General features: G+C 71.5%; 20 protein-coding genes and 1 pseudogene. 10 read left to right on the top strand and 11 right to left on the bottom strand.

What is annotated here, in order from left to right:
- A partial coding sequence (locus AB0F10_RS35665) for an AfsR/SARP family transcriptional regulator (protein WP_360635585.1) occupies positions 1–774 on the bottom strand: 774 nt, incomplete at its 3' end.
- Positions 775–1,056: 282 nt separating this feature from the next.
- Here AB0F10_RS35665 and AB0F10_RS35660 point away from each other — a divergent pair.
- Complete coding sequence (locus AB0F10_RS35660) at positions 1,057–1,557, top strand: DUF4262 domain-containing protein (protein ID WP_360635582.1); 501 nt, start codon at positions 1,057–1,059, stop codon at positions 1,555–1,557.
- Here the strand turns inward: AB0F10_RS35660 and AB0F10_RS35655 are convergent.
- Positions 1,546–1,674, bottom strand: a complete 129-nt coding sequence (locus AB0F10_RS35655; protein ID WP_360635579.1) for a hypothetical protein — start codon at positions 1,672–1,674, stop codon at positions 1,546–1,548. The two genes, AB0F10_RS35660 and AB0F10_RS35655, sit on opposite strands and share 12 nt — an antisense overlap.
- Position 1,675: 1 nt before the next feature.
- Positions 1,676–2,848 (bottom strand): acyl-CoA dehydrogenase family protein, encoded by a 1,173-nt coding sequence (locus AB0F10_RS35650; RefSeq protein WP_360635576.1) that lies wholly within the window; start codon positions 2,846–2,848, stop codon positions 1,676–1,678.
- Positions 2,849–3,042: 194 nt separating this feature from the next.
- Here AB0F10_RS35650 and AB0F10_RS35645 point away from each other — a divergent pair, with 194 nt between their 5' ends.
- Positions 3,043–4,311, top strand: coding sequence for a methyl-accepting chemotaxis protein (locus AB0F10_RS35645; protein WP_360635573.1), 1,269 nt, complete (start codon positions 3,043–3,045; stop codon positions 4,309–4,311).
- Between the two features lie 6 nt (positions 4,312–4,317).
- Here the strand turns inward: AB0F10_RS35645 and AB0F10_RS35640 are convergent, their stop codons facing one another.
- The 3 genes from AB0F10_RS35640 to AB0F10_RS35630 form a co-directional block, all read right to left on the bottom strand.
- Positions 4,318–5,547, bottom strand: a complete 1,230-nt coding sequence (locus tag AB0F10_RS35640; RefSeq protein WP_360635570.1) for an MFS transporter — start codon at positions 5,545–5,547, stop codon at positions 4,318–4,320.
- A gap of 81 nt (positions 5,548–5,628) precedes the next feature.
- On the bottom strand, positions 5,629–6,342 hold the full coding sequence (locus tag AB0F10_RS35635) for an SGNH/GDSL hydrolase family protein (RefSeq protein WP_360635567.1): 714 nt from the start codon (positions 6,340–6,342) through the stop codon (positions 5,629–5,631).
- 116 nt (positions 6,343–6,458) lie between these two features.
- Complete coding sequence (locus tag AB0F10_RS35630; protein ID WP_360635564.1) at positions 6,459–7,091, bottom strand: NAD(P)H-dependent oxidoreductase; 633 nt, start codon at positions 7,089–7,091, stop codon at positions 6,459–6,461.
- Positions 7,092–7,175: 84 nt separating this feature from the next.
- Here AB0F10_RS35630 and AB0F10_RS35625 point away from each other — a divergent pair, with 84 nt between their 5' ends.
- Positions 7,176–7,667 (top strand): MarR family transcriptional regulator, encoded by a 492-nt coding sequence (locus AB0F10_RS35625; RefSeq protein WP_360635561.1) that lies wholly within the window; start codon positions 7,176–7,178, stop codon positions 7,665–7,667.
- A 15-nt stretch (positions 7,668–7,682) separates the two neighbouring features.
- On the opposite strand, the gene AB0F10_RS35620 is transcribed toward AB0F10_RS35625, so the two are convergent.
- The 3 genes and pseudogenes from AB0F10_RS35620 to AB0F10_RS35610 all read right to left on the bottom strand — a co-directional run.
- On the bottom strand, positions 7,683–8,501 hold the full coding sequence (locus AB0F10_RS35620) for a HEAT repeat domain-containing protein (RefSeq protein ID WP_360635558.1): 819 nt from the start codon (positions 8,499–8,501) through the stop codon (positions 7,683–7,685).
- Between the two features lie 54 nt (positions 8,502–8,555).
- Positions 8,556–8,903 carry a hypothetical protein gene (locus tag AB0F10_RS35615; RefSeq protein WP_360635589.1) on the bottom strand — a complete coding sequence of 116 codons (348 nt, stop codon included), beginning with the start codon at positions 8,901–8,903 and terminating at the stop codon, positions 8,556–8,558.
- A gap of 37 nt (positions 8,904–8,940) precedes the next feature.
- Positions 8,941–9,243, bottom strand: a pseudogene (locus AB0F10_RS35610) (maleylpyruvate isomerase N-terminal domain-containing protein); the annotation flags it as partial.
- Between the two features lie 110 nt (positions 9,244–9,353).
- Between AB0F10_RS35610 and AB0F10_RS35605 the strand changes: the two are divergent.
- The 4 genes from AB0F10_RS35605 (at position 9,354) to AB0F10_RS35590 (ending at position 12,504) form a co-directional block, all read left to right on the top strand.
- On the top strand, positions 9,354–10,118 hold the full coding sequence (locus AB0F10_RS35605) for an alpha/beta hydrolase (RefSeq protein WP_360635555.1): 765 nt from the start codon (positions 9,354–9,356) through the stop codon (positions 10,116–10,118).
- A 69-nt stretch (positions 10,119–10,187) separates the two neighbouring features.
- A complete protein-coding gene (locus AB0F10_RS35600; RefSeq protein ID WP_360635552.1) occupies positions 10,188–10,622 on the top strand; it encodes a TSUP family transporter in 435 nt (144 codons plus the stop codon).
- A 283-nt stretch (positions 10,623–10,905) separates the two neighbouring features.
- On the top strand, positions 10,906–11,319 hold the full coding sequence (locus AB0F10_RS35595; RefSeq protein WP_360635549.1) for a DUF6325 family protein: 414 nt from the start codon (positions 10,906–10,908) through the stop codon (positions 11,317–11,319).
- Between the two features lie 639 nt (positions 11,320–11,958).
- A complete protein-coding gene (locus AB0F10_RS35590) occupies positions 11,959–12,504 on the top strand; it encodes a hypothetical protein (RefSeq protein WP_360635546.1) in 546 nt (181 codons plus the stop codon).
- Between the two features lie 240 nt (positions 12,505–12,744).
- Here the strand turns inward: AB0F10_RS35590 and AB0F10_RS35585 are convergent, their stop codons facing one another.
- The gene (locus tag AB0F10_RS35585) at positions 12,745–14,046 is read right to left on the bottom strand and encodes a hypothetical protein (protein WP_360635543.1); all 1,302 of its coding nucleotides are present in this window, start codon (positions 14,044–14,046) and stop codon (positions 12,745–12,747) included.
- A 229-nt stretch (positions 14,047–14,275) separates the two neighbouring features.
- Here AB0F10_RS35585 and AB0F10_RS35580 point away from each other — a divergent pair, with 229 nt between their 5' ends.
- From AB0F10_RS35580 to AB0F10_RS35570, 3 genes are read left to right on the top strand one after another with little or no spacing between them, the layout of a single operon-like run.
- The gene (locus AB0F10_RS35580) at positions 14,276–14,977 is read left to right on the top strand and encodes a TetR/AcrR family transcriptional regulator (RefSeq protein WP_360635539.1); all 702 of its coding nucleotides are present in this window, start codon (positions 14,276–14,278) and stop codon (positions 14,975–14,977) included.
- Between the two features lie 43 nt (positions 14,978–15,020).
- A complete protein-coding gene (locus AB0F10_RS35575) occupies positions 15,021–16,151 on the top strand; it encodes an NAD(P)/FAD-dependent oxidoreductase (protein WP_360635536.1) in 1,131 nt (376 codons plus the stop codon).
- Positions 16,152–16,164: 13 nt separating this feature from the next.
- Positions 16,165–17,067 (top strand): NADP-dependent oxidoreductase, encoded by a 903-nt coding sequence (locus AB0F10_RS35570; RefSeq protein WP_360635533.1) that lies wholly within the window; start codon positions 16,165–16,167, stop codon positions 17,065–17,067.
- 67 nt (positions 17,068–17,134) lie between these two features.
- Here AB0F10_RS35570 and AB0F10_RS35565 read toward each other — a convergent pair.
- Positions 17,135–18,062 (bottom strand): CU044_5270 family protein (locus tag AB0F10_RS35565; protein WP_360635530.1); only part of this gene is annotated, 928 nt, incomplete at its 5' end.

The following is an 18,062-nucleotide window of genomic DNA, read 5'->3' as shown; positions in this document are numbered from 1 at the left end:
GCGGCGGCGCATCGTGGACATGCTGAGCTTGGGGCGCCCGAGAGCCTTCCAGATGCGGGTGGTGGTCCAGGATCGCGGTGTTTGGAGCAGGGTGTCGCTGCCGAGCTCGTCGGCGAGGTGGTGGCGGATCCGCCGGAACTGCTCGTCCGCGTCGCCCTGCCGACCGCACCGGTACAACGCGAGCATCACCTGCCCGGCCAGCCGCTCGTCCAGCGGGTGCTCGGCGACCGCGGCGGACAGCGCCGGCAGCAGCTCGCCGTGGCGGCCCAGCCGCAGCGAGACGTCGTTGCCGTCCAGCTCGGCGGCGAACCGTTCACCCTGCAGCGTGCGGCGCATCGCGTCCAGCCACGGCGTGTCCAGGCCGGCGAACGGGTCGCCGCGCCACAGGCCCAGCGCCTGCCCGATCAGGTCCGCGGCGGCGCGGTCCGACCCGGCCTGCCGGGCCATCGTCATCAGCCCGCGGAACCGGTGCAGGTCGACCGCCTGCGGGTCGACCGTGAGCAGGTAGCCGCCCGGCTCACGGCGGATCTGGACCTCCTCCGCGTCCGCGACGGCGCGCCGCAGCCGCGACAGGTAGCTGTAGAGCGCGCTCGCGGCCCGCTGCGGCGGGTGCTCGCCCCAGAGCCGGTCGATCAACTGGTCGACGGTGACAGGGCGACCCACTTCGACGAGTAGCACACCCAGCACACTCCGCTGCCGGGCGTGCCCGAGGTCGACGGGCTTGCCGTCGATCCAGGCCTCGACCACGCCGAGCACGCCGAATTCCGCCGCCAATTGACCTCCGTACGCCCGTCACTCCACCAGGGGATTCAAGAAATCCGCAAGGTCCTGTACGAGTCTCCCATGCTTCGTACAAGGTCCGGCGGCGAGCATTGACGTCGTTGCAGGGGACAGGTCGCCCTCGCCCGGTTACGCAAGCGTACGGGGGAATCGGGACGCGACAGTGGCACCAGAGACGCGATGAGCGGCCTGCCCCCGCAACAGGCCCGCACCCCACCCTCCAATCACGACCGATCGGTTGGCGGGTGGCCCGGGCCGAAATCACTGCCTCGGCGGGTGCGGGCGTTCATCCTGGGGGTGGGGGTGATTCCGATGACGGCGGAACAGCGGGACGCCGGGCTGCGCCGGATCGGCGAGACCATTGAGCGTTACGGCGTGCATCTGGAGTTCGTGCCGCAGCCGACGCCCCTGGAAACCTGCTGGTACACGATCGGTCTGACCGATCACGATCATCCCGAGCTGATCCTGTTCGGGTTGCCGCCCGACCTTTCGCGGCCCGCCCTGCTCGCCATCGCCGGCGACGTGATCGCCGGCCGGCGGGCGTGTGTGGCGGGGCAGCGTGCCGACGATGTTCTCGAGGGGCACGAGGTCCTGTTCGTCGCGGTGACCGAGCCGGATCGCCACCTTCCCGTCGCCGCGCGGTTCTACGCCGGCACGGGTGCCGCCGTGGCGGCGCTGCAGGTCGTGTGGCCGGACCGCTACCACCGCTGGCCCTGGCAGACCGGTACGCGCGTGGACGACATGCCGGTGCTGGGACCGCACGCCTCATCCGGCTGACGCGGCCGCCCCGGCCGTGCGGCCCCGCCGGTCGAGCAGGTCCGCGAGCCGCCGACCGGATTCTTCGAGGCGGTCGGCCTGCCGCGACAGGGTCAACGGGTCGGTACCCGCGGCCATGTCAGGCTCCGCCCTGTGCCAGCAGCCGGCGCGCCATCACGATCCGCTGCACCTGGTTGGTGCCCTCGTAGATCTGGGTGATCTTCGCGTCGCGCATCATGCGCTCGACCGGGAAGTCCTGTGTGTAGCCGTACCCGCCGAGCAGCTGGACCGCGTCCGTGGTGACCTGCATGGCGACGTCCGAGGCGTAACACTTCGCGGCCGCGCCGAAGAACGGCAGGTCGGGGTCGTTGCGCTCGGATTTCGCCGCGGCGACGTAGACCAGCTGCCGGGCCGCCTCGAGGGTCATCGCCATGTCGGCGAGCATGAACTGGATGCCCTGGAACTCGGCGATCCGCTTGCCGAACTGGCTGCGCTCCCGCACGTAGTCGAGGGCGCAGTCCAGTGCGCCCTGTGCGATGCCGACCGCCTGGGCCCCGATCGTCACGCGGGTGTGGTCCAGCGTCCGCAGGGCGATCTTCAACCCCTCGCCGGGCCCGCCGATCATGCGGCCGGCCGGCAGGCGCACGTCGTCGAAGTGCAGCTCCCGAGTGGGTGAGCCCTTGATGCCGAGCTTGCGTTCCTTGGCGCCGAAGGAGAACCCGGGGTCGGACCTCTCCACCACGAACGCGCTGATGTTGGCGCCGCGCCGGCCGTCCGGATCCGTCACGGCCAGCACGGTGTAGAACTCGGAGAAGCCCGCGTTGGTGATCCACGACTTCTGGCCGTTGAGGATCCACTCGTCGCCGGCGGGCGTGGCGCGGGTGGTCATCGAGGCGGTGTCGCTGCCCGCCTCCCGCTCCGACAGGCCGTACGAGAACGCGGCGGTGCCCTGGGCGAGCGGGGTTAGGTAGCGCCGTTTGAGCTCCTCGGAACCGGCGAGCAACACGGGCAGGCTGCCCAGCTTGTTGCAGCCGGGGATGAGCGACGACGTGGCGCATACCCGGGCCACCTCCTCGATCACGATGCAGGTGGCGAGGGCGTCCGCGCCCACCCCGCCGTACTGCTCGGGCACGTGCGGCGCGTGGAAGTCCGTCGCGACCAGCGCGTCGTACGCGGCCTGCGGGAACCGCGCCTCCTGGTCGACCTCCGCCGCGTGGGGCGCGATCTTGTCCCGGGCGACGGCCCGGACCGCCTCGCGCAGGGTCTCGTGGTCCTCGGAGAGCCGGAACAGGTCGAAATCGCTGCTGCTCATAGGTGGCCTTCCCATCGGTCCGGGACGTGATGGAGGCAACAATAAGCATGAGGCGCGCCACAATCTTTACCCACCGGGACATTTTTCTTATCCCTCGGGGACATGCGGGAACGCCGCTGGGAGATACGGCACGTGCCCGCAACCTCAGGAGGGCCGGTCGACCACCCGATGGTCGGGGCGTGAATGGTCAATGGTTGAGGCTGCCCCGGGGTGCACGGCTGTCGTCGGAGTCCTGGCAGGCGCGGCATCGCATCCTGCAGATGCTCCTATGGGGTCACGTGCCGCTGCTGCTCCTGGTCGGGATGCTCGGGCCCCGGCCGATCACGGAGACCGCGGTGCTGGTCTCCGGCGTCGCCATCCTCGCCGCGATCGGGCGGACCGTCGGCGGCCGGGGCACCCGTTCCGGCATGACCAGCATGGGGCTGATCAGCACGTCGTTCGTCGCGATCGAGCTGTCCGGCGGTGAGACGTCCGCGCATCTGCACCTGTTCGCCATCCTCGTCTTCGTGGCGCTCTACCAGGAGTGGCGCCCGCTGCTGTGGACCGTCGCGGTGGTCGTCGTGCACCACGGCGTGCTCGGCCTGACCGCCCCGGACAGGGTCTTCAGCACTCACCTGCACGGCCTCACCGGCGAGATCGGCATGGTCGCCGTCCACGCCGGCTGCGTCGTCCTCGAGGTCGCCGGCATTCTCGCGATGTGGCACTTCGCCGAGCAGTCCGAGCGTGAGATCCAGGACATGACCGCCCAGGCGGACGCGGCCCGCCAGGAACGCATCGCGGCCGATCGGGAGGCCGGCGAGCGGGAGGCCGCGGCGGCCCGGGACCGGGAACTGCACAGCCGGCAGCGCTCCGAGCGGCTCACCCGTGACGCCGCGTCGATCGCCGCGGGTGCCAGGGAGGCGATCGCGGCGGTCAGTGCGGTCGACGCCGAACTCGCGAGCCTGGCCACCACGGTCCAGAACATCGCGGAACGCTCCGCCCACGCGGCGTCGATCGCCGCGTCCGGGGAACAGACGATCGACGCGGCGCGCGAGCGGATGACCGGCCTGGAGAACTCGGTCACGGAGATCGCGGAGGTCAACGGCTTCATCGCCCAGTTGGCGGGCCAGACGAACCTGCTGGCCCTCAACGCCACCATCGAGGCCGCCCGCGCCGGGGAACTCGGCAAGGGATTCGCCGTCGTGGCCTCCGAGGTGAAACAACTGGCGACCGAGACGTCCGGCTCGGCGAGCAAGGTCAGCACCGTCATCGGCGCCATCGTCGAGCAGACCGGCGCGACCGCGACGGGATTCGCCACCACCGCCGCGACGGTCGCCGAGATCAGCCAGGTTCAGGTCGACATCGCCGCGTCCGTCGAGGAGCAGGCCGCGGTGCTGTCGGAGGTCACCAGGCAGCTGTCCACCGCCTCCCACGCCGCGCAGGAGATCCTCACCGGCCTGGAACGGCTGACCGACCACGCCTGAGCGGGGTCACGTACCCGCGTCCACCGTGGACCGCGTGCCGGCGGGCGCGCGGTTCGCGGCGGCGCGCCGGACCACCGGCGGGATCAGGCAGCCCACCACCGCGAACGCGGCACCGAGCAGCAGCCATCCGGGCGTTCCCCAGCCGAGGATCAGGGCCGTGACCAGCACCGGGGCGATCATCTGACCGAATTGATGGCCCATCGCATAGGTGCCCTGGTACTGCCCGTGCGCCTGGTCCGGTGCCAGGCCGAACGAGATGCCCCAGCCGCCCGCCGAATACCACAACTCGGCGGTGACATGCACTCCGGCGGCGACGACCAGCAGGATCATGGTCGGCACGTCGTGGGTGACGGCGGTGAGCGGAAAGATCAGGCAGGCCGCCATCAGGGTGAACCCGGCTCGCCGGGAGGCGCGCGCCGCACCGTCGAGGGTCTCGGTGCCGCGCGCGGCGCGCACCTGGAGCAGCACCACGGCGACGGTGTTCACCGCGAACACCACCGAGATCATCCAGCGCGGTGCGTCGGTGCGCCCAGCGATCCAGAGCGGTACCGCCACCTCGAAGAGACCGAAGTTGGTGGCTAGCAGGCCGTCCAGCACGACGAAGGCGAGGAACGGCCGGTCGCGCAGGGCGGTCAGCCGCGGCCCGGACCGCGGCCGGGGCGCGGACGCGACCGGGGCGAGCCGCGTGAGCACGGCGGCGGCCAGCAGGAAGGTCACCGCGTCCGCCACGATCAGCGACAGGTACGCGGCGCGGGTGTCCACAGTGAGCCCGACCCCGGCCGCGGCGGCGCCGACCGTGAGGCCGACATTGGTGACCGATCGCAGGTAGGCGCGTGTGTAGACCCGCCGGTCCTGCGGCACGGCACCGCCGATGATCGCTCCCCGGGCCGCCCGCTGCGCCGCGTCGAGGACCGCCATCGGGGTGGCGACCAGCAGGAACCCGGCCATGGAGTGCACCGTGACCAGCGCCGACTCGCAGAGGCCGAGCGCGACGAGCGCGCCGATCGCCACGCCGCGCGGGCCGAGCCGGTCGGCGAGGTAGCCCGCCGGGGTGCTGATCACGAGGCTGACCAGGGCGACCAGGGTGAGCGCCAGGCCGGCCCGCCCGATGGAGAGGCCGACGAAGCGGGTGAGGAACAGCGCGCTGGACACCATCCACAGCCCGTTGCCGATCGTGTTGATCAGCGTGGACAGGGCGAGGGTGCGGATCGGTCCGGGCGTCGGCAGCAGAGGCACGTCGCCAATCAAACAGTACGAGCGTACGGTTTGCAAAATGGTTTTGCACCGTCCTCAGCTCACGGCGGATGACCCGGAGCGTCAACCGTCCCAGCGCGACGTCGCCGGGCCTGCCGGTGGCGATGAAACGCACCTGGCCGGTGCCGATCGAGTCGGGTCGATCGCGCCCGGGCCGGGCGTGTCCTCGTGGATGGCGCAGAACAGCGGCGAGATGAGCACGAGCGGGGTGTCCGGGTGGCCGTCGCGGATCGTGTCGAGGAAGCCGTGAACCGCGGGGACGAAGGCGCGCAGCCGCATCGCGTCGAGGTTCACGACGTTGATGCCGAGCTTGACGCTCAGGTAGTCGGCCGGGGCATCGCGGATCACCCGGGCCAGGAACGGATCGACAAGTGCGATGCCGCCCAGGCCGAGGTTGCGAAGCTCCACGCCGACGCGGCGGGCCGCGACCGCAGGCCAGGTCTCGCTGGGCGCCGGCGGGTTCGAGCCGTGGCTGATCGAGCTGCCGTGATGCGCCCACAGCGGCGGCTCGGCGTCGTCCGGCTCGATCGGCGCGTCGGCGCGCAGCTCGACGAGCTCGACGGATTCGTTGTGCGGCAGCCAGATCTCGACCCGGTGGCGGCCCGCGGGCAGCCCGGACAGCGTGGTCGTGTGCGCCTCGCCCGGCTGGAACGCGGTCTGCCCGGTGGCGAGGTCGACCTCGATCCGGTCGCCGCCGTCCAGCACGTCGCGGAGGACGAGCTCGCCGTCGGCGAAGACGTCGATGCAACCCCGCGGACGCTCGGCGCCCCGGAGCACTGCCCAGGTGAGCGCGACGAGCCGGCCGGCCGCGTCCGGCCCGGCGGTCGAGGGCGCGGCCGGGCGTTGCAGGGGGCCCAGCGCGGGCGCCGCACCGGCGCCCGCGCTGCCCGTTCTCAGCGACCCGCGAGCGCGGAGCCGGCCGCGGTGGCCTGCTCGTGGGCTTCCTTCTTCATCACCGCGGCGGTCTCGGTGAACGCGTCCAGCGCCGGGTTGACCCCGACCAGGGTGAATTCGCGGTCGACCACGGTCAGCTCGGCGCCCCACACGTCGGCGAGGATCCGGCGCAGGTAGCCGGTGTTGTGGTCCCAGCCCTCGCGCGGGGTGCCCGCGCCGTACGCGCCGCCCCGGGTGGTGACCAGCACGACCGGCTTGCCGTCGAGCAGCCTCTCGCCCTGGGCGCCGCCGGTGATGGCCAGGTCCAGCCAGATCTTGAGGTGCTGCGAGATGCCGTAGTTGTAGAGCGGCGCGGCGATCACGACGTGGTCGGCGGCGCGCAGCTCGGCGGTCAGTCCGGCGGCGAGCGCGACGGCCTCGCGCTGCGCGTCGCTGCGCTGCTCCTCCGGCGTGTATCCGGCGCCGACCGCGATCGCCCAGGCGTCGGCGGGAAGCGGCTCGGCACCCAGGTGCCGGGTCACCACGGCCTCATCGGGGCGTTCGGCGCTCCAGGCGGCGAGCACCAGGTCGGCCAGCTCGCTGCTGGCGGACCGGGGGCCGAGGATGCTGGCGTCGATGCGCAGAAGTGTCATGGTGGTGCTCCTCGCCAAGGGGTTGAATGTTCAACCCGAGACTGTCACGGAAGAGTTGAATGTTCAATACCGTAGGCTGCGCCTGTGAGCGACGACACCCCCTGGCTCTCCGCCGACGAGTTGCAGGCCTGGCTCCACCTGGCCGGGGTGCTGACGGCGCTGCCGGCGACCATCGACGCCCAGCTCAAGCGGGACGCGTGCGTCAACTTCTTCGAGTACTCGATCCTGTCCGGCCTGTCCGTGCGTCCGGGCCGGGCCATGCAGATGGCCGTCCTGGCGCAGTTGGCGAACGGCTCGCAGTCCCGGCTCTCACACGCGGTGAGCCGCCTGGAGAAGGCCGGCTGGGTGGAGCGCCGGCACTGCCCCGGCGACACCCGCGCGGTCGAGGCGGTGCTCACCGACGCGGGAATGGCGAGGGTCGCCCAGATCGCCCCGGCACACGTCCGCGAGGTGCGGCGCACCGTGGTCGACGTGCTCACCGCCGAGGAACTGGACCAGCTTCGCGGCGCCTGCCGCAAGCTGCTGGCCGTCACCGCCCCGGAGGTCCTGGAGACCTTCGACGAAAACCGTCGATAAGGTACGCCCGCCGCGTCAGCCGGCCGGGGAGCTTTCTCGTTCGGCGATGGCGGCCTTGATGCGGCGGTGCGTGCGCAGGGCCTTCTTCGCCGCGACCCGGACCTCCCCGTCGAACACGGTCACGCCACGGTCGCCGGCCATCAGCCGCTCCAGCGCCGGCACCGCCCGGTCATCGCCCGTCGATCCGAGCGCGACGGCCGCCCAGTAGCGCTGATCCGGATCCGGGCTCTCGGTCGCGGCCAGCAGCCGGGGCACCACCTCCGGCGTGAACAGCGCCAGCGTGCTGGCGAGGTAGCCGATCCTCGGGAACCGCCGATGCTCGAACTCGTGCCAGAGCGCCTCCAGCGCCGCGTCGCCGCCGATGGCGGCCAGGGTGTCGGCCGTCCGCTGGCGCAGCCAGTCGGCCTGGTCGCCCAGCAACGGTTGCAGCGCGGGCACGACCGAGGCGTCGCCGAGCCGGCCGAGCGCGGTCACCGTCTCGCCCCGGACGATCCACTGCGGGTGGTCGAGGAGCGTGACAAGCTGTGGCACGGCGGCCCGGATGTCCATTGCCGCGCAGCCCATCGCGGCCCACGCCTGGCAGTTGTAACGGGTGTCGCCGAGCGCCGCGAGCAGCGGCTCCTGCAATCCGGGGTCCGCGAAGACGGCCGCCTGATTCATCGCCCGCGAATACAACGACCTGTGGAAATCCCGGTAGTCACGGACCAGCACGTGCAGCGCCGCGATGGCCGACTCGTCACCGTTCGTCCTGGCCCGGTCGAGCAGCAGGTGCACGTGTGCCTCGCGGGTCTCGAGGTCTCCCGATCTAAGGCCCTGCAGGTCAGCGGGATTCACCGCCCGACAATACGCGCACCGCCCCCCAACCGCCGTCGCAGGCCCGTCCCGGCGTCAGCCTTGCCGGATCTTGCCGTCCAGGTGCGGACGGGCGACGCCGTCGACGGCCGTGCAGATGCCGTAGATCCTGCCGTGCCCGGTCCACCCGTTGACCCGGCCGCGATTGTTGCTGATCTGGACGCGGACGGCGCCGGCATCGACCGCGGAGACCAGGTGCAGATAGGTGGTCCCGGCGACCCTCGCCAGCACGATGTCGCCGACCTCGACCCTCGCCGGATCCACCGGCGCCACCGTCACCCGCTGACGGCTGCGGATCAGCGGCACCATGGACCCGCCGGTCGGGCGGAACTCGACCGTCGCCCCGCCCGCGACCCGGGTTGCGATCATGTCCAGCAGGCCCATGCCGGACAGCCTGTCTCGTGCCCGCCTCAGCGGCTACCGGATTTTCCGCCGCGCGGGTCAGCGCCGCGGCCGCGCCGTCGGTCAGCCGGGCGCGCCACTGTCCCGAATCCGTCGGACCCGGAACGTAGGCGGCGAACGCCTGGCTCGGTTCGGTCATCCGCTCACCGGCGAGCAGCGCCACCAGGCGCTGTGTCCCGCCAACGTGGTCGACCAGATCGGCCAGCGTCCATCCCGGACAGGTCGGCACCGGGGCCGCCGCATTCCTGCCGCCCACCCGATCGGCGAGGATGCCCGTTTGTTCGGCAACGGTGTTCAAATACGCGGACGTGTCCAGTGTCATGCCATGGACTTACTGACCCAGGGTCCTAGGACGATATACGCGATGTGTCCTCCCATTCCTTCGAGGGCATTCCGGCCGGTCACCGACCGAACATCTGGTAAACAGCGTTAATGACATTCGACTGGTCGATGGTCGCCACCGTCGAGGTAAATGGCGTCCGCCTCGGCTACCGGGAGTGCGGTGACCCGGCCGGCACGCCGGTGCTGCTGCTGCACGGCAGCGGCAGCAACGCGCGTACGTGGGACCGGTTCGCCGCCCGGCTCACGGCGGCCGGGTATCGGGCGATCGCCGTCGACTTGCGCGGACACGCCACCAGCGCCCGAACCGCCGATTACTCGCTGAGCAGCATCCGGGACGACATCCTCGGGGTGCTGGAGACAATGCGGTTGCGGGATGCCGTCGTGATCGGCCACTCCGTCGGGGGATACGCCGCGCTGGCCGCCGCGCTGCATTCGCCGGACCTCATCGCCCGGCTGGTCCTGGAGGACCCGGCGGCGCCGCCGCGGCCCGCCGCCTCGCGGAATGGCATCAACGTGTTTCAGGCGCTGGCGGCTGCCGCCGGCATCCTGATCGACCGCCGTGACTACGAACTGCGTGCCCTGGGTTCCATCTTCCGGCAGTTGTCCCGCCCGGACGTGGCTTGGTGGGGCCGACTCGGCGACGTGCGTCAGCCGACCCTGATCCTGTCCGGCGGCGCGACCAGCTGCATCCCGCCGCAGCGACTGGTCGAGGTGAGTGCGGCGATCCCGGGTGCAAGGATCACCACGATCCCCGTCGGCCACCGGGTGCACAGCCTCGCCCCGGACAGGTTCGCCGCCGAGGTCCTCGCCTTCCTGGCCGAGCCCGCGTTCGCGAAGTCCCTGGAGATCACGTAACACTCCGCGGCTACGGCATCGGCGGGCGGGTCCCTGCTCGGTCCCATCCTCGCGGGCCGCGGCACCCCGATGGCCGTGATAGCCGCGGCCGCCCTGGGGTGCACCCTCGTGACCTCCGCCGCGGGAGCCGCCACCTATGGCCTGCTCGCCTCGACCACCACCGGCGACATCGCCCCGCACTGGACCCTCGGACTGCTCTGCGGAGCAGGCGGCCTGATCGGCGGCTACCTCGGCGCCCGCCTGCAATCACGGGTTCCCGAACGGGCGCTTCGGCTGCTGCTCGGAGCCCTCGCGACCATGCTGGCCGTCGTGTACCTCGTCCAGGCGTCACCTGACAGACGGCGGGCGTCGGTGCGGCCGAAGGGCAGGCCGTTCTCGTCCTCCGCGTCCAGCAGGACCGGGGCGTCGGCAAACCGCCGGTCGGTATCGAGATCCCGGACGAGCCCACGTGCCGAAGGGTCGGGCCGGTCAGTCGCACGAGTCTTGGACTGTGGACCGCGATGATCCGGTCCAGGCCCCTGAGCCCCTGCGGCTCGGAGTCCTGGATTCCGGATCGCACCATGATCAAAATCTTCCAGTACCCCGCTAGCTTCGAATCCAAATTTTCTCGGATCCATAACGAAGGCGGGCAACGATCACCATCGGCGCCTTGACCACCGCGAATGGGTTTGATCCACCGCCGAGGCGCAGATACCGATCATTACGGCTGATCACGCCCGTTCATCCTGGGCGAACGATGCCGGTCCCGGATGAAATAGGCGACGATGGGGCCATGGCATTGGGTCCTGTGGAACTCATCGTGTTGACGTTCCCCCCGGCGGACCTGAAAGACGGGGTGCGAGCAACGCTCGACCAGCTGACCGAACTCGGTCACATGCGAGTAGTCGACGTTCTGGTAATTCGCGCCGACGCCGCCGGCAGAGCGCGTTCGATGGAGATCGGTGATGTGCCCGGCCTCGCTGAAGGCCGGAGCTGCTTCAGCGGGCTGACGTCCGGGCTGATCACCGAGACCGACGTCGACGATGTCGCAGCGCTGGTCGACTGCGGCACCGATGCGCTCGCCGTGCTGGTCCAGCTACTCTGGGTCAATGACCTGGCCGGCCTGGTGGCCACCACGAACGGATCCGTCGTGGCGCTGACGCATGTTCACACCGTGCACGCGGTGCGGCCCAGCGCCCTGGCCGTCCTGGACCGAGACTGACCGGGGGCCAGGGGCCGCCGGGAGCGGCCGGCCGGGGATGCGGCGGGGGGTCGGCCCGCCGGACATGGTGCACGCCGCGGCATTCACCGTGGGCTGGTTGGCGGCGCCGGCTTGCTGCGCGGCCAGGCCGAAGACCGTGGCGGTGAAGACCGGGACGGCGCGCCTGCCGGCGAGGTCGGTGCAGGTCTCGACGTGCGGCTGCCGCCGGCCTTCGCTGACGAGGGTCCGCGCGGTGCTCTGCCGGCACGTCGAGCGGCTTTGCGCCAGGGAGCCGATGCCGGACCGCGCGGGCTACCTGCTGAAGGACCGGGTCGTCGACGTCGGTCGGTTTGTCACCGATGTCAGGCAGGTCGCCGCGGGCGGCACGGTCAGGGACTCCGACGTCGTCAGCGCCCTGCTCACCCGCCGCTCGGCAGACCCGGTGCTATGGCGCAGGGCTGCTCCAACGCCGCGATCGCCCGTCCGAATGTTCGTCACGGGGCCGTCAGCAAACACAGCAACAACATCTTCACCAAGCCGGGACTCAAACCTCCGAGGACGACAATCGCCGCATCCTGGCGGTCTTCGCCTACCTGGAGGGCCTGAGCAGGTCCCGGCCGGCACGACTGCGATGTTGACCGATGTCATTATCGTCGGGGCATGTCAGCGAAACGGGGTGCATTACTGCGAGTCCTTGTGCTCGTATTCATCATGATGGTGGCCCTGGGCGCCGTGGCGATCAGATCACAGTGGACGCGGGAGTCGAAACCCTACGTACCCTACGAGAATGCTGGAAAGTCGCTGCCGGTCCTGGAGGCGCTGGCTCAGGAGCACGTGACCTTCCTGAGGGTTCAGGACTGGTGCCAGGCGTATTCGGACGACCGGGAGCGGCGGGCGAATACGCTCCAAACCACCTGCACATTCAAAGATGATTACCAACCGTTCGACAATGCGTCGGAGAAGCGTTTTGTCGAGCTGAAAAGCAAATTAGAGGACCTCCCGTACGAAATTGACTGGATCAAAATCGCGTACGGCCCCGATGGTGCCCTGCTTACGGCGGACCTGTCTGTCGCCATCATCAATCCGTTCAAGCGCGATTGGCTCACCTACGATCCTGGTTACGCGCTTCCCAAGGACAGGCCGCGCGAAACGGTGCATCACCGGATCGATGCGGACTGGTACTACACCTGGGAAGACGGAAACTAGCCGGGGCACGCAGCACGGCGAGCCAGGCGGGTGCCCACGGGTACGGTGGCTATCCTCCCGCGAGCTGGACCAGATGGACCACCGCGCCGTAGGCGAGGACGAGCGCCTCGGCGACCACCGCCAGGACGATGCCGTGGGGCACGCCGTGCCATCGCCGCCGCCACGTCCGATCGATCCTGCCACGACCGTCCTTCTCGCACGGCTGTGGAGATCTCGCACGGCTGTGGAGATCTCGCACGGCTATGGAGCGGAGGCTGGCCCGGGTGCGCAGGTCAGGACCGCCTGGCGCGTCGCGGCGACCCGGGTGGCGGCCTCTCGTTCGTCGAGCTTGCGCAGACTCCGCAGCAGCTCCCGCGCCCGGTCGTTCTCCGCGTCCGGCCCCTCCGGTTCCGTGCCGAGCAGCCAGGACGTCGCGGCCCGCACCGCCGCCGGGTCCGGGCCGGACCTGCCCTCGGGGCAGGGGAACGGGAGAACGCCGACGTTGTCGAGCAGGTAGCCCTCGATCCGGTCGGGGTCGATCACGTGACCGTCCTCGCCGATCGCGAAGGGGACGAGCAGCGTGTCCGCGGACTGCTCGAGGGCCTTGTTCCCGGGGCCGAGGTACTCCTGCGCCCGGCTCGGGCCGTTGGGCAGCCGGGCGAGCGTCGCGATCGCCGCGCGAACCGGGGGCGTCACCTCGGGCAGGACGCCGCCGTGCAGCCGCGCGACGCAGACCCGCGGGGTGTCGGGCGTGCAGACCAGCTCGCGGGCGACCGGGTCGATCGGATCCTCGGCGTAGGCCGATCCGCCCTGGAGGATCAGCACCGCGGCGACGGCTCCGAGCGCCGGTGGCAGCAGCGCCGTGAGCCGGGCGCGTCGATGGGCGGCGGCGAACAGCAGCGCGGCGCCGGCGGCCAGGCCGGTCAGATAGCACACCTGGGCGAGGCTGAACCGCCCGGGAAGGCTGACGAAGTCGGTGGGGCCGTCCAGGCCGTACGCCGGGAACAGCAGGCTGCTCAGCCACTCGCGGTGACCGGTGATGCCCTGCGCGACGAGCGGCGACGCCATGGACGCGATCGCGAGGGCCGGGGCGGTCGCGATGTACGGCAGGATCCGGCCGGCCGCCAGGCCGAACCAGGCCGCGGCGACCACCGCCGTCGCGCCGGCCGCCACCACCCCGGCGAAGGCGCCGGCTCGCAGGTAGTGCGCGGTGCCGACGATGCGGAGCGCGGCCAGCCCGGTGGCGCCCGCATAGGCGGCGAACATGCCGGCGCCGTAGGCCAGCAGCATCGGGACGACCTGCTGGGCGCGCGGACGTGGAACGCTCGCGAACAGCTCGCCGACGCCGCAGCGGTGGTCGCGGCGGCCCTGTGCGGCTCCGGCCGCCATGGCGAGACCGAGCAGGAGCGGGAGGTACCACCGCTGGTCCAGGGCCAGCAGCATGTAGCCGGTCGTCCACCGCTCGCGTGCGGAGTACAGCAACCAGGCGCCGGTGATCAGCAGCGTCGCGGCCGCCCAGAGCACGGCGGAGCGGCGCAGCTCGATGCGAAGGATGCGGGTCACGTCAGGAGAGACGTAGCAGGCCCGGGCCGCGGTGCTCGGCGGGCTATGGTCTGCGTCACATCGTAGAGAGTGGCATGAGCGAGCCCCGGCGGCAGTTGCGGGATCGGCATTCGGACGAGCCGTGCGGGCGGGCGATGGCGGACACACCCGCGAGGCCGTGGCAGCTCGGGTGAGGGATAAGCGTCACGACCATGGTCGTTACGACCATGGTCGTGCTAGCGTACCTGCCATGACCTCGAACGTTGCGGATCCCGGCCCACGCGGCCGGCGGGAGCGGCCCGCCAAGCCCGCTCTGACCAGGCAGGGGATCATCGACACCGCGCTCGGCATCCTGTTCGAGGAGGGCCTGGCCAAGGTCACCATGCGGCGGATCGCGAGGATGCTCGACACCGGCCACGCCTCGCTGTACGTGTACGTGCGTGACACCGAAGACCTGCACGCCCAGATCCTCGACGCGTTGCTGGCAGCGGTCGAGCTGGAGGGGACCGGCTGCTGGCGTGAGCGGCTGAAGGCCGTGCTGACCAGCTACGGCGATGTGCTGCGCAATTATCCGGAGATGGCGCGGATGGCGCTGTCGACCCAGCCCAACGGCCCGCACTACGCGGCGGTCATCGAGCGGGTTCTCGCGCTGCTGAGCGAGGGCGGCGCCGACGACCGGGCGGCGGCCTGGGGTGTCGATCTCCTGCTGTTGCTGCCCACCGCGATGGCCGTCGAGCACAACGTGGAGGTCTCCCCGAAGCGGGAGGCCGAGCGCATGTCCGACATGGCGGAGCGCCTCGGCGCCGTCGACCCGCAGCGGTTCCCCAACATCGCCCGGCTCGGGCCGGAACTCGTGTCGGGCGACGGCCCGGGCCGGTCCAGCTGGGCGCTGGACGTGGTGCTGGACGGGATTCTGGCGCGCAGCGCGGCGCCGAAGCCACCCACGACATAGCACCCGAGCCCAACCGAAACGTCCTGCCGTTCAAGGGAGAACCATGTCCATAGCCATCGTCGGTGCGGGACTCAGCGGCCTGGTCTGCGCCCGCATCCTGCAGGAGCACGGCCTCGACGCCACCGTCTACGAGCTCGACGCAGACCCATCGGTGCGGAGCCAGGGCGGCTCGCTCGACATCCACGAGGACTCCGGCCAGATCGCCCTGCGCGAGGCGGGGCTCTACGAGGAGTTCCGGCGCCACACCCATCCGCTCGGGGAGAGCCTGCGGGTCCTGGACAAGACCGGCAGGGTCTTCATCGACCACGCGCCGCCGGGCGGCGAGGGCGGCCGGCCGGAGATCGACCGGACGGTCCTGCGTGAGCTGCTCATCGGCTCGCTCGACCCCGGGCGGATCGTCTGGGGCGCCAAGGTGGCTTCGGTGTCCGCGGGCGAGCTCACCTTCGCCGCCGGTGGCCGGGCCTCGGCCGACGTCATCATCGGCGCGGACGGCACCTGGTCGCGGGTGCGGCCGCTGCTCTCCGACGCCCGGCCGCAGTACACCGGGATCACCTACGTCGAGCTCCACCTGCCCGAGGTGCGGGGTCGCCATCGCCGGGCCGCCGAGGTGGTGGGGCCGGGGATGATCTTCGCCTTGTCCGACAACAAGGCCATCCTCGGTCACGGCGGCGAGCACATCGACCTGGGCGTCTCGTTGCGGGTGCCGCAGGACTGGGTCACCACCCGGGGCGTGGACTGGTCGGACGCGGACGCCGTGCGGGCCGCGCTGCTGGAGGACTTCGGCGACTGGAGTCCCGAGCTCAAGGATCTGATCCGTGACTGCGACGACACCATCGTCGCCCGGCAGATCTTCGCCCTGCCGATCGGGCACTCGTGGGCGCGGACGCCGGGCGTGACCCTGATCGGCGACGCCGCTCACGTGATGTCGCCCTTCGCCGGGGAGGGCGCGAACCTCGCCCTGCTCGACGGCGCGGAGCTCGCCCTCGCCCTGGTCCGGCACGGCGACGACGTGGAGGCCGCGCTCGGGGAGCACGAGGCCGCCATGTTCCCGCGGGCCGCCGCGTCGGCCGAGCAGTCGGCCCAGGGCCTCGAGGCCTGCTTCGCGGCGGACTCCCCGCGGGCGCTGGTCGGCTTCTTCAGCGGGATCGGCGCCGAAGCCGCGGCGCGGCACTGAGAGAGGGAAACAGATGAAAGCCATCCAATTCGAAGCGTACGGCGGGCCCGACGTGCTGCGGCTGGTGGAGGTCGAGGCGCCCTGCCCGGGGCCCGGGCAGGTCCGGATCGCCGTGCGCGCCGCCGGCGTGAACGGCATCGACTGGAAGATCCGCGCCGGCCACCTGCGCGAGCGCCGGCCGCTCGACCTGCCGGCCGGCACGGGCATCGACGCGGCGGGGATCGTCGACGAGATCGGCGAGGGTGTCGAGGGCGTCGCCCTCGGGGACGCCGTCTTCGGGTCCGGCTCGGCCACCTACGCCGAGCAGGCGGTGCTCGCGCACTGGGCACGCAAGCCCGAGGGCCTGCCCTTCACCGAGGCCGCCGGGTTCCCGGTGGCGGTCGAGACCGCGTTCCGGATCATCGATCAGGTCGGGGTGCGAGCGGGGCAGACGCTGCTCATCAGCGGCGCCGCGGGCGGGGTCGGCTCGGCCGCCGTGCAGATCGCGAAGGCGCGCGGCATCTCGGTGATCGGCACGGCCGGTGCGGGCAACCAGGACTACCTGCGCGGGCTCGGCGCGGTCGCCACCACCTACGGGCCGGGACTGGTCGAGCGGGTCAGGGCGCTGGCCGACGCGGGCGTGGACGCGGCCCTGGACATCGCCGGTTCCGGGGTCATCGCGGACCTGGTGGAGCTGACCGGCGATCCGGCCAGGGTGCTGTCGATCGCGGACTTCTCGGCGGCCGCGCAGGGCGCGCGGGTCTCGTTCGCGGCCGTCGACCCGGAGCGGGCGTTCACCGAGGCCGCCCGGCTGTTCGAGGCCGGCGCGCTGCGCCTGCCGGTGATGAGGGCCTATCCGCTGGCGGACGCGGCCGGCGCGCAGGCCGCGTCCGCCGCGGGCCACGCCACCGGGCGAATCGTGATCACGATCCGGTAAGGCGTGCAGGACCGGGTGATGCTCCGGCCGGTGCCTGGAGCATCACCCGTCCGCCCGGCGTGCCGGGTTACGGCCGCCGGCCGGCCCTGTCGACGATGGCGACCCGCAGCAGCGCGGACTGGTGAACGACCTCGCCGGGCTTCGAGGCCAGTCCCAGGCCGCTGACCCGGCCGATCTTCCCGGCCCTGTCCAGCGAGGAGACCACGTGCGCGCCGGCCGGATCGAACTCGGCCCCGATGATGTTGTGCCCGAGATACGTGTACGTGACCGGGTCGAAGACCAGCTCCTCGCGGGTGCCCGCCTCGGTGCGGGTCACCGCGACACCACCACGCCCGGCGGCGTCGGTCGCGCCGCGGCGCACCTGAACGCCGGCGATCCGGCCGGCGGCCCGGAAGGCGGCCTCCTGCACGGCCGGCAGGTGGTTCCGGTAGAGGATCTCGGCGATCTCGGTGAACGCGCGCTGGTCGGCGGAGAGCCGCACGAAGCCGCGTGGCTTCCGGTCCGGTCCCGCACCGATGGCCACCCACTCGGGCTGGTCGGCGGCGATCGCGTACAGCTGTGCCAGGAGGCGGTCCGGATCGGTGGGGACGCCGCCGGGCTGGTAGGCCGGCTGGGGGGTGCAGGCGACCTTGGGCGTGGTTTCCGGACGGTCGATCGTCTGTGCCTGCCGCCCGTTCGTGCAGCCGTCGAGGTGGGTGCGCACGGGTGACTTCGCCGACTGCTGGATGACCAGCCCGTCCCGGGTGCCGTCCACGGACAGCCAGGTGCGCGTGCGCAGCGGCCCGGAGAGCGTGGTCGCACTCCTGTCGAGGTCGATCTTCGACTCGACCTCGACGGAGTCGATGAACAGGAACTGGTTCGGCCGGGCGTCCATCGTCGCGGTGCCGGCGGTGTGCCGGGCCGCCAGCAGCAGCACCTGCCCGGCGTCCGGCGGGGCCTGCTGCCCGGCACCCGGTCGTGCCGCGGCGCCGGGCGGCGCCGGCCGGCGACGCGTG

It is taken from the genome of Actinoplanes sp. NPDC026623 (genome assembly GCF_040638275.1).
Classification (GTDB): domain Bacteria; phylum Actinomycetota; class Actinomycetes; order Mycobacteriales; family Micromonosporaceae; genus Actinoplanes.
Note: the sequence above shows the minus strand (reverse complement) of the source record. Positions and strands in the feature narration are given on the sequence as shown.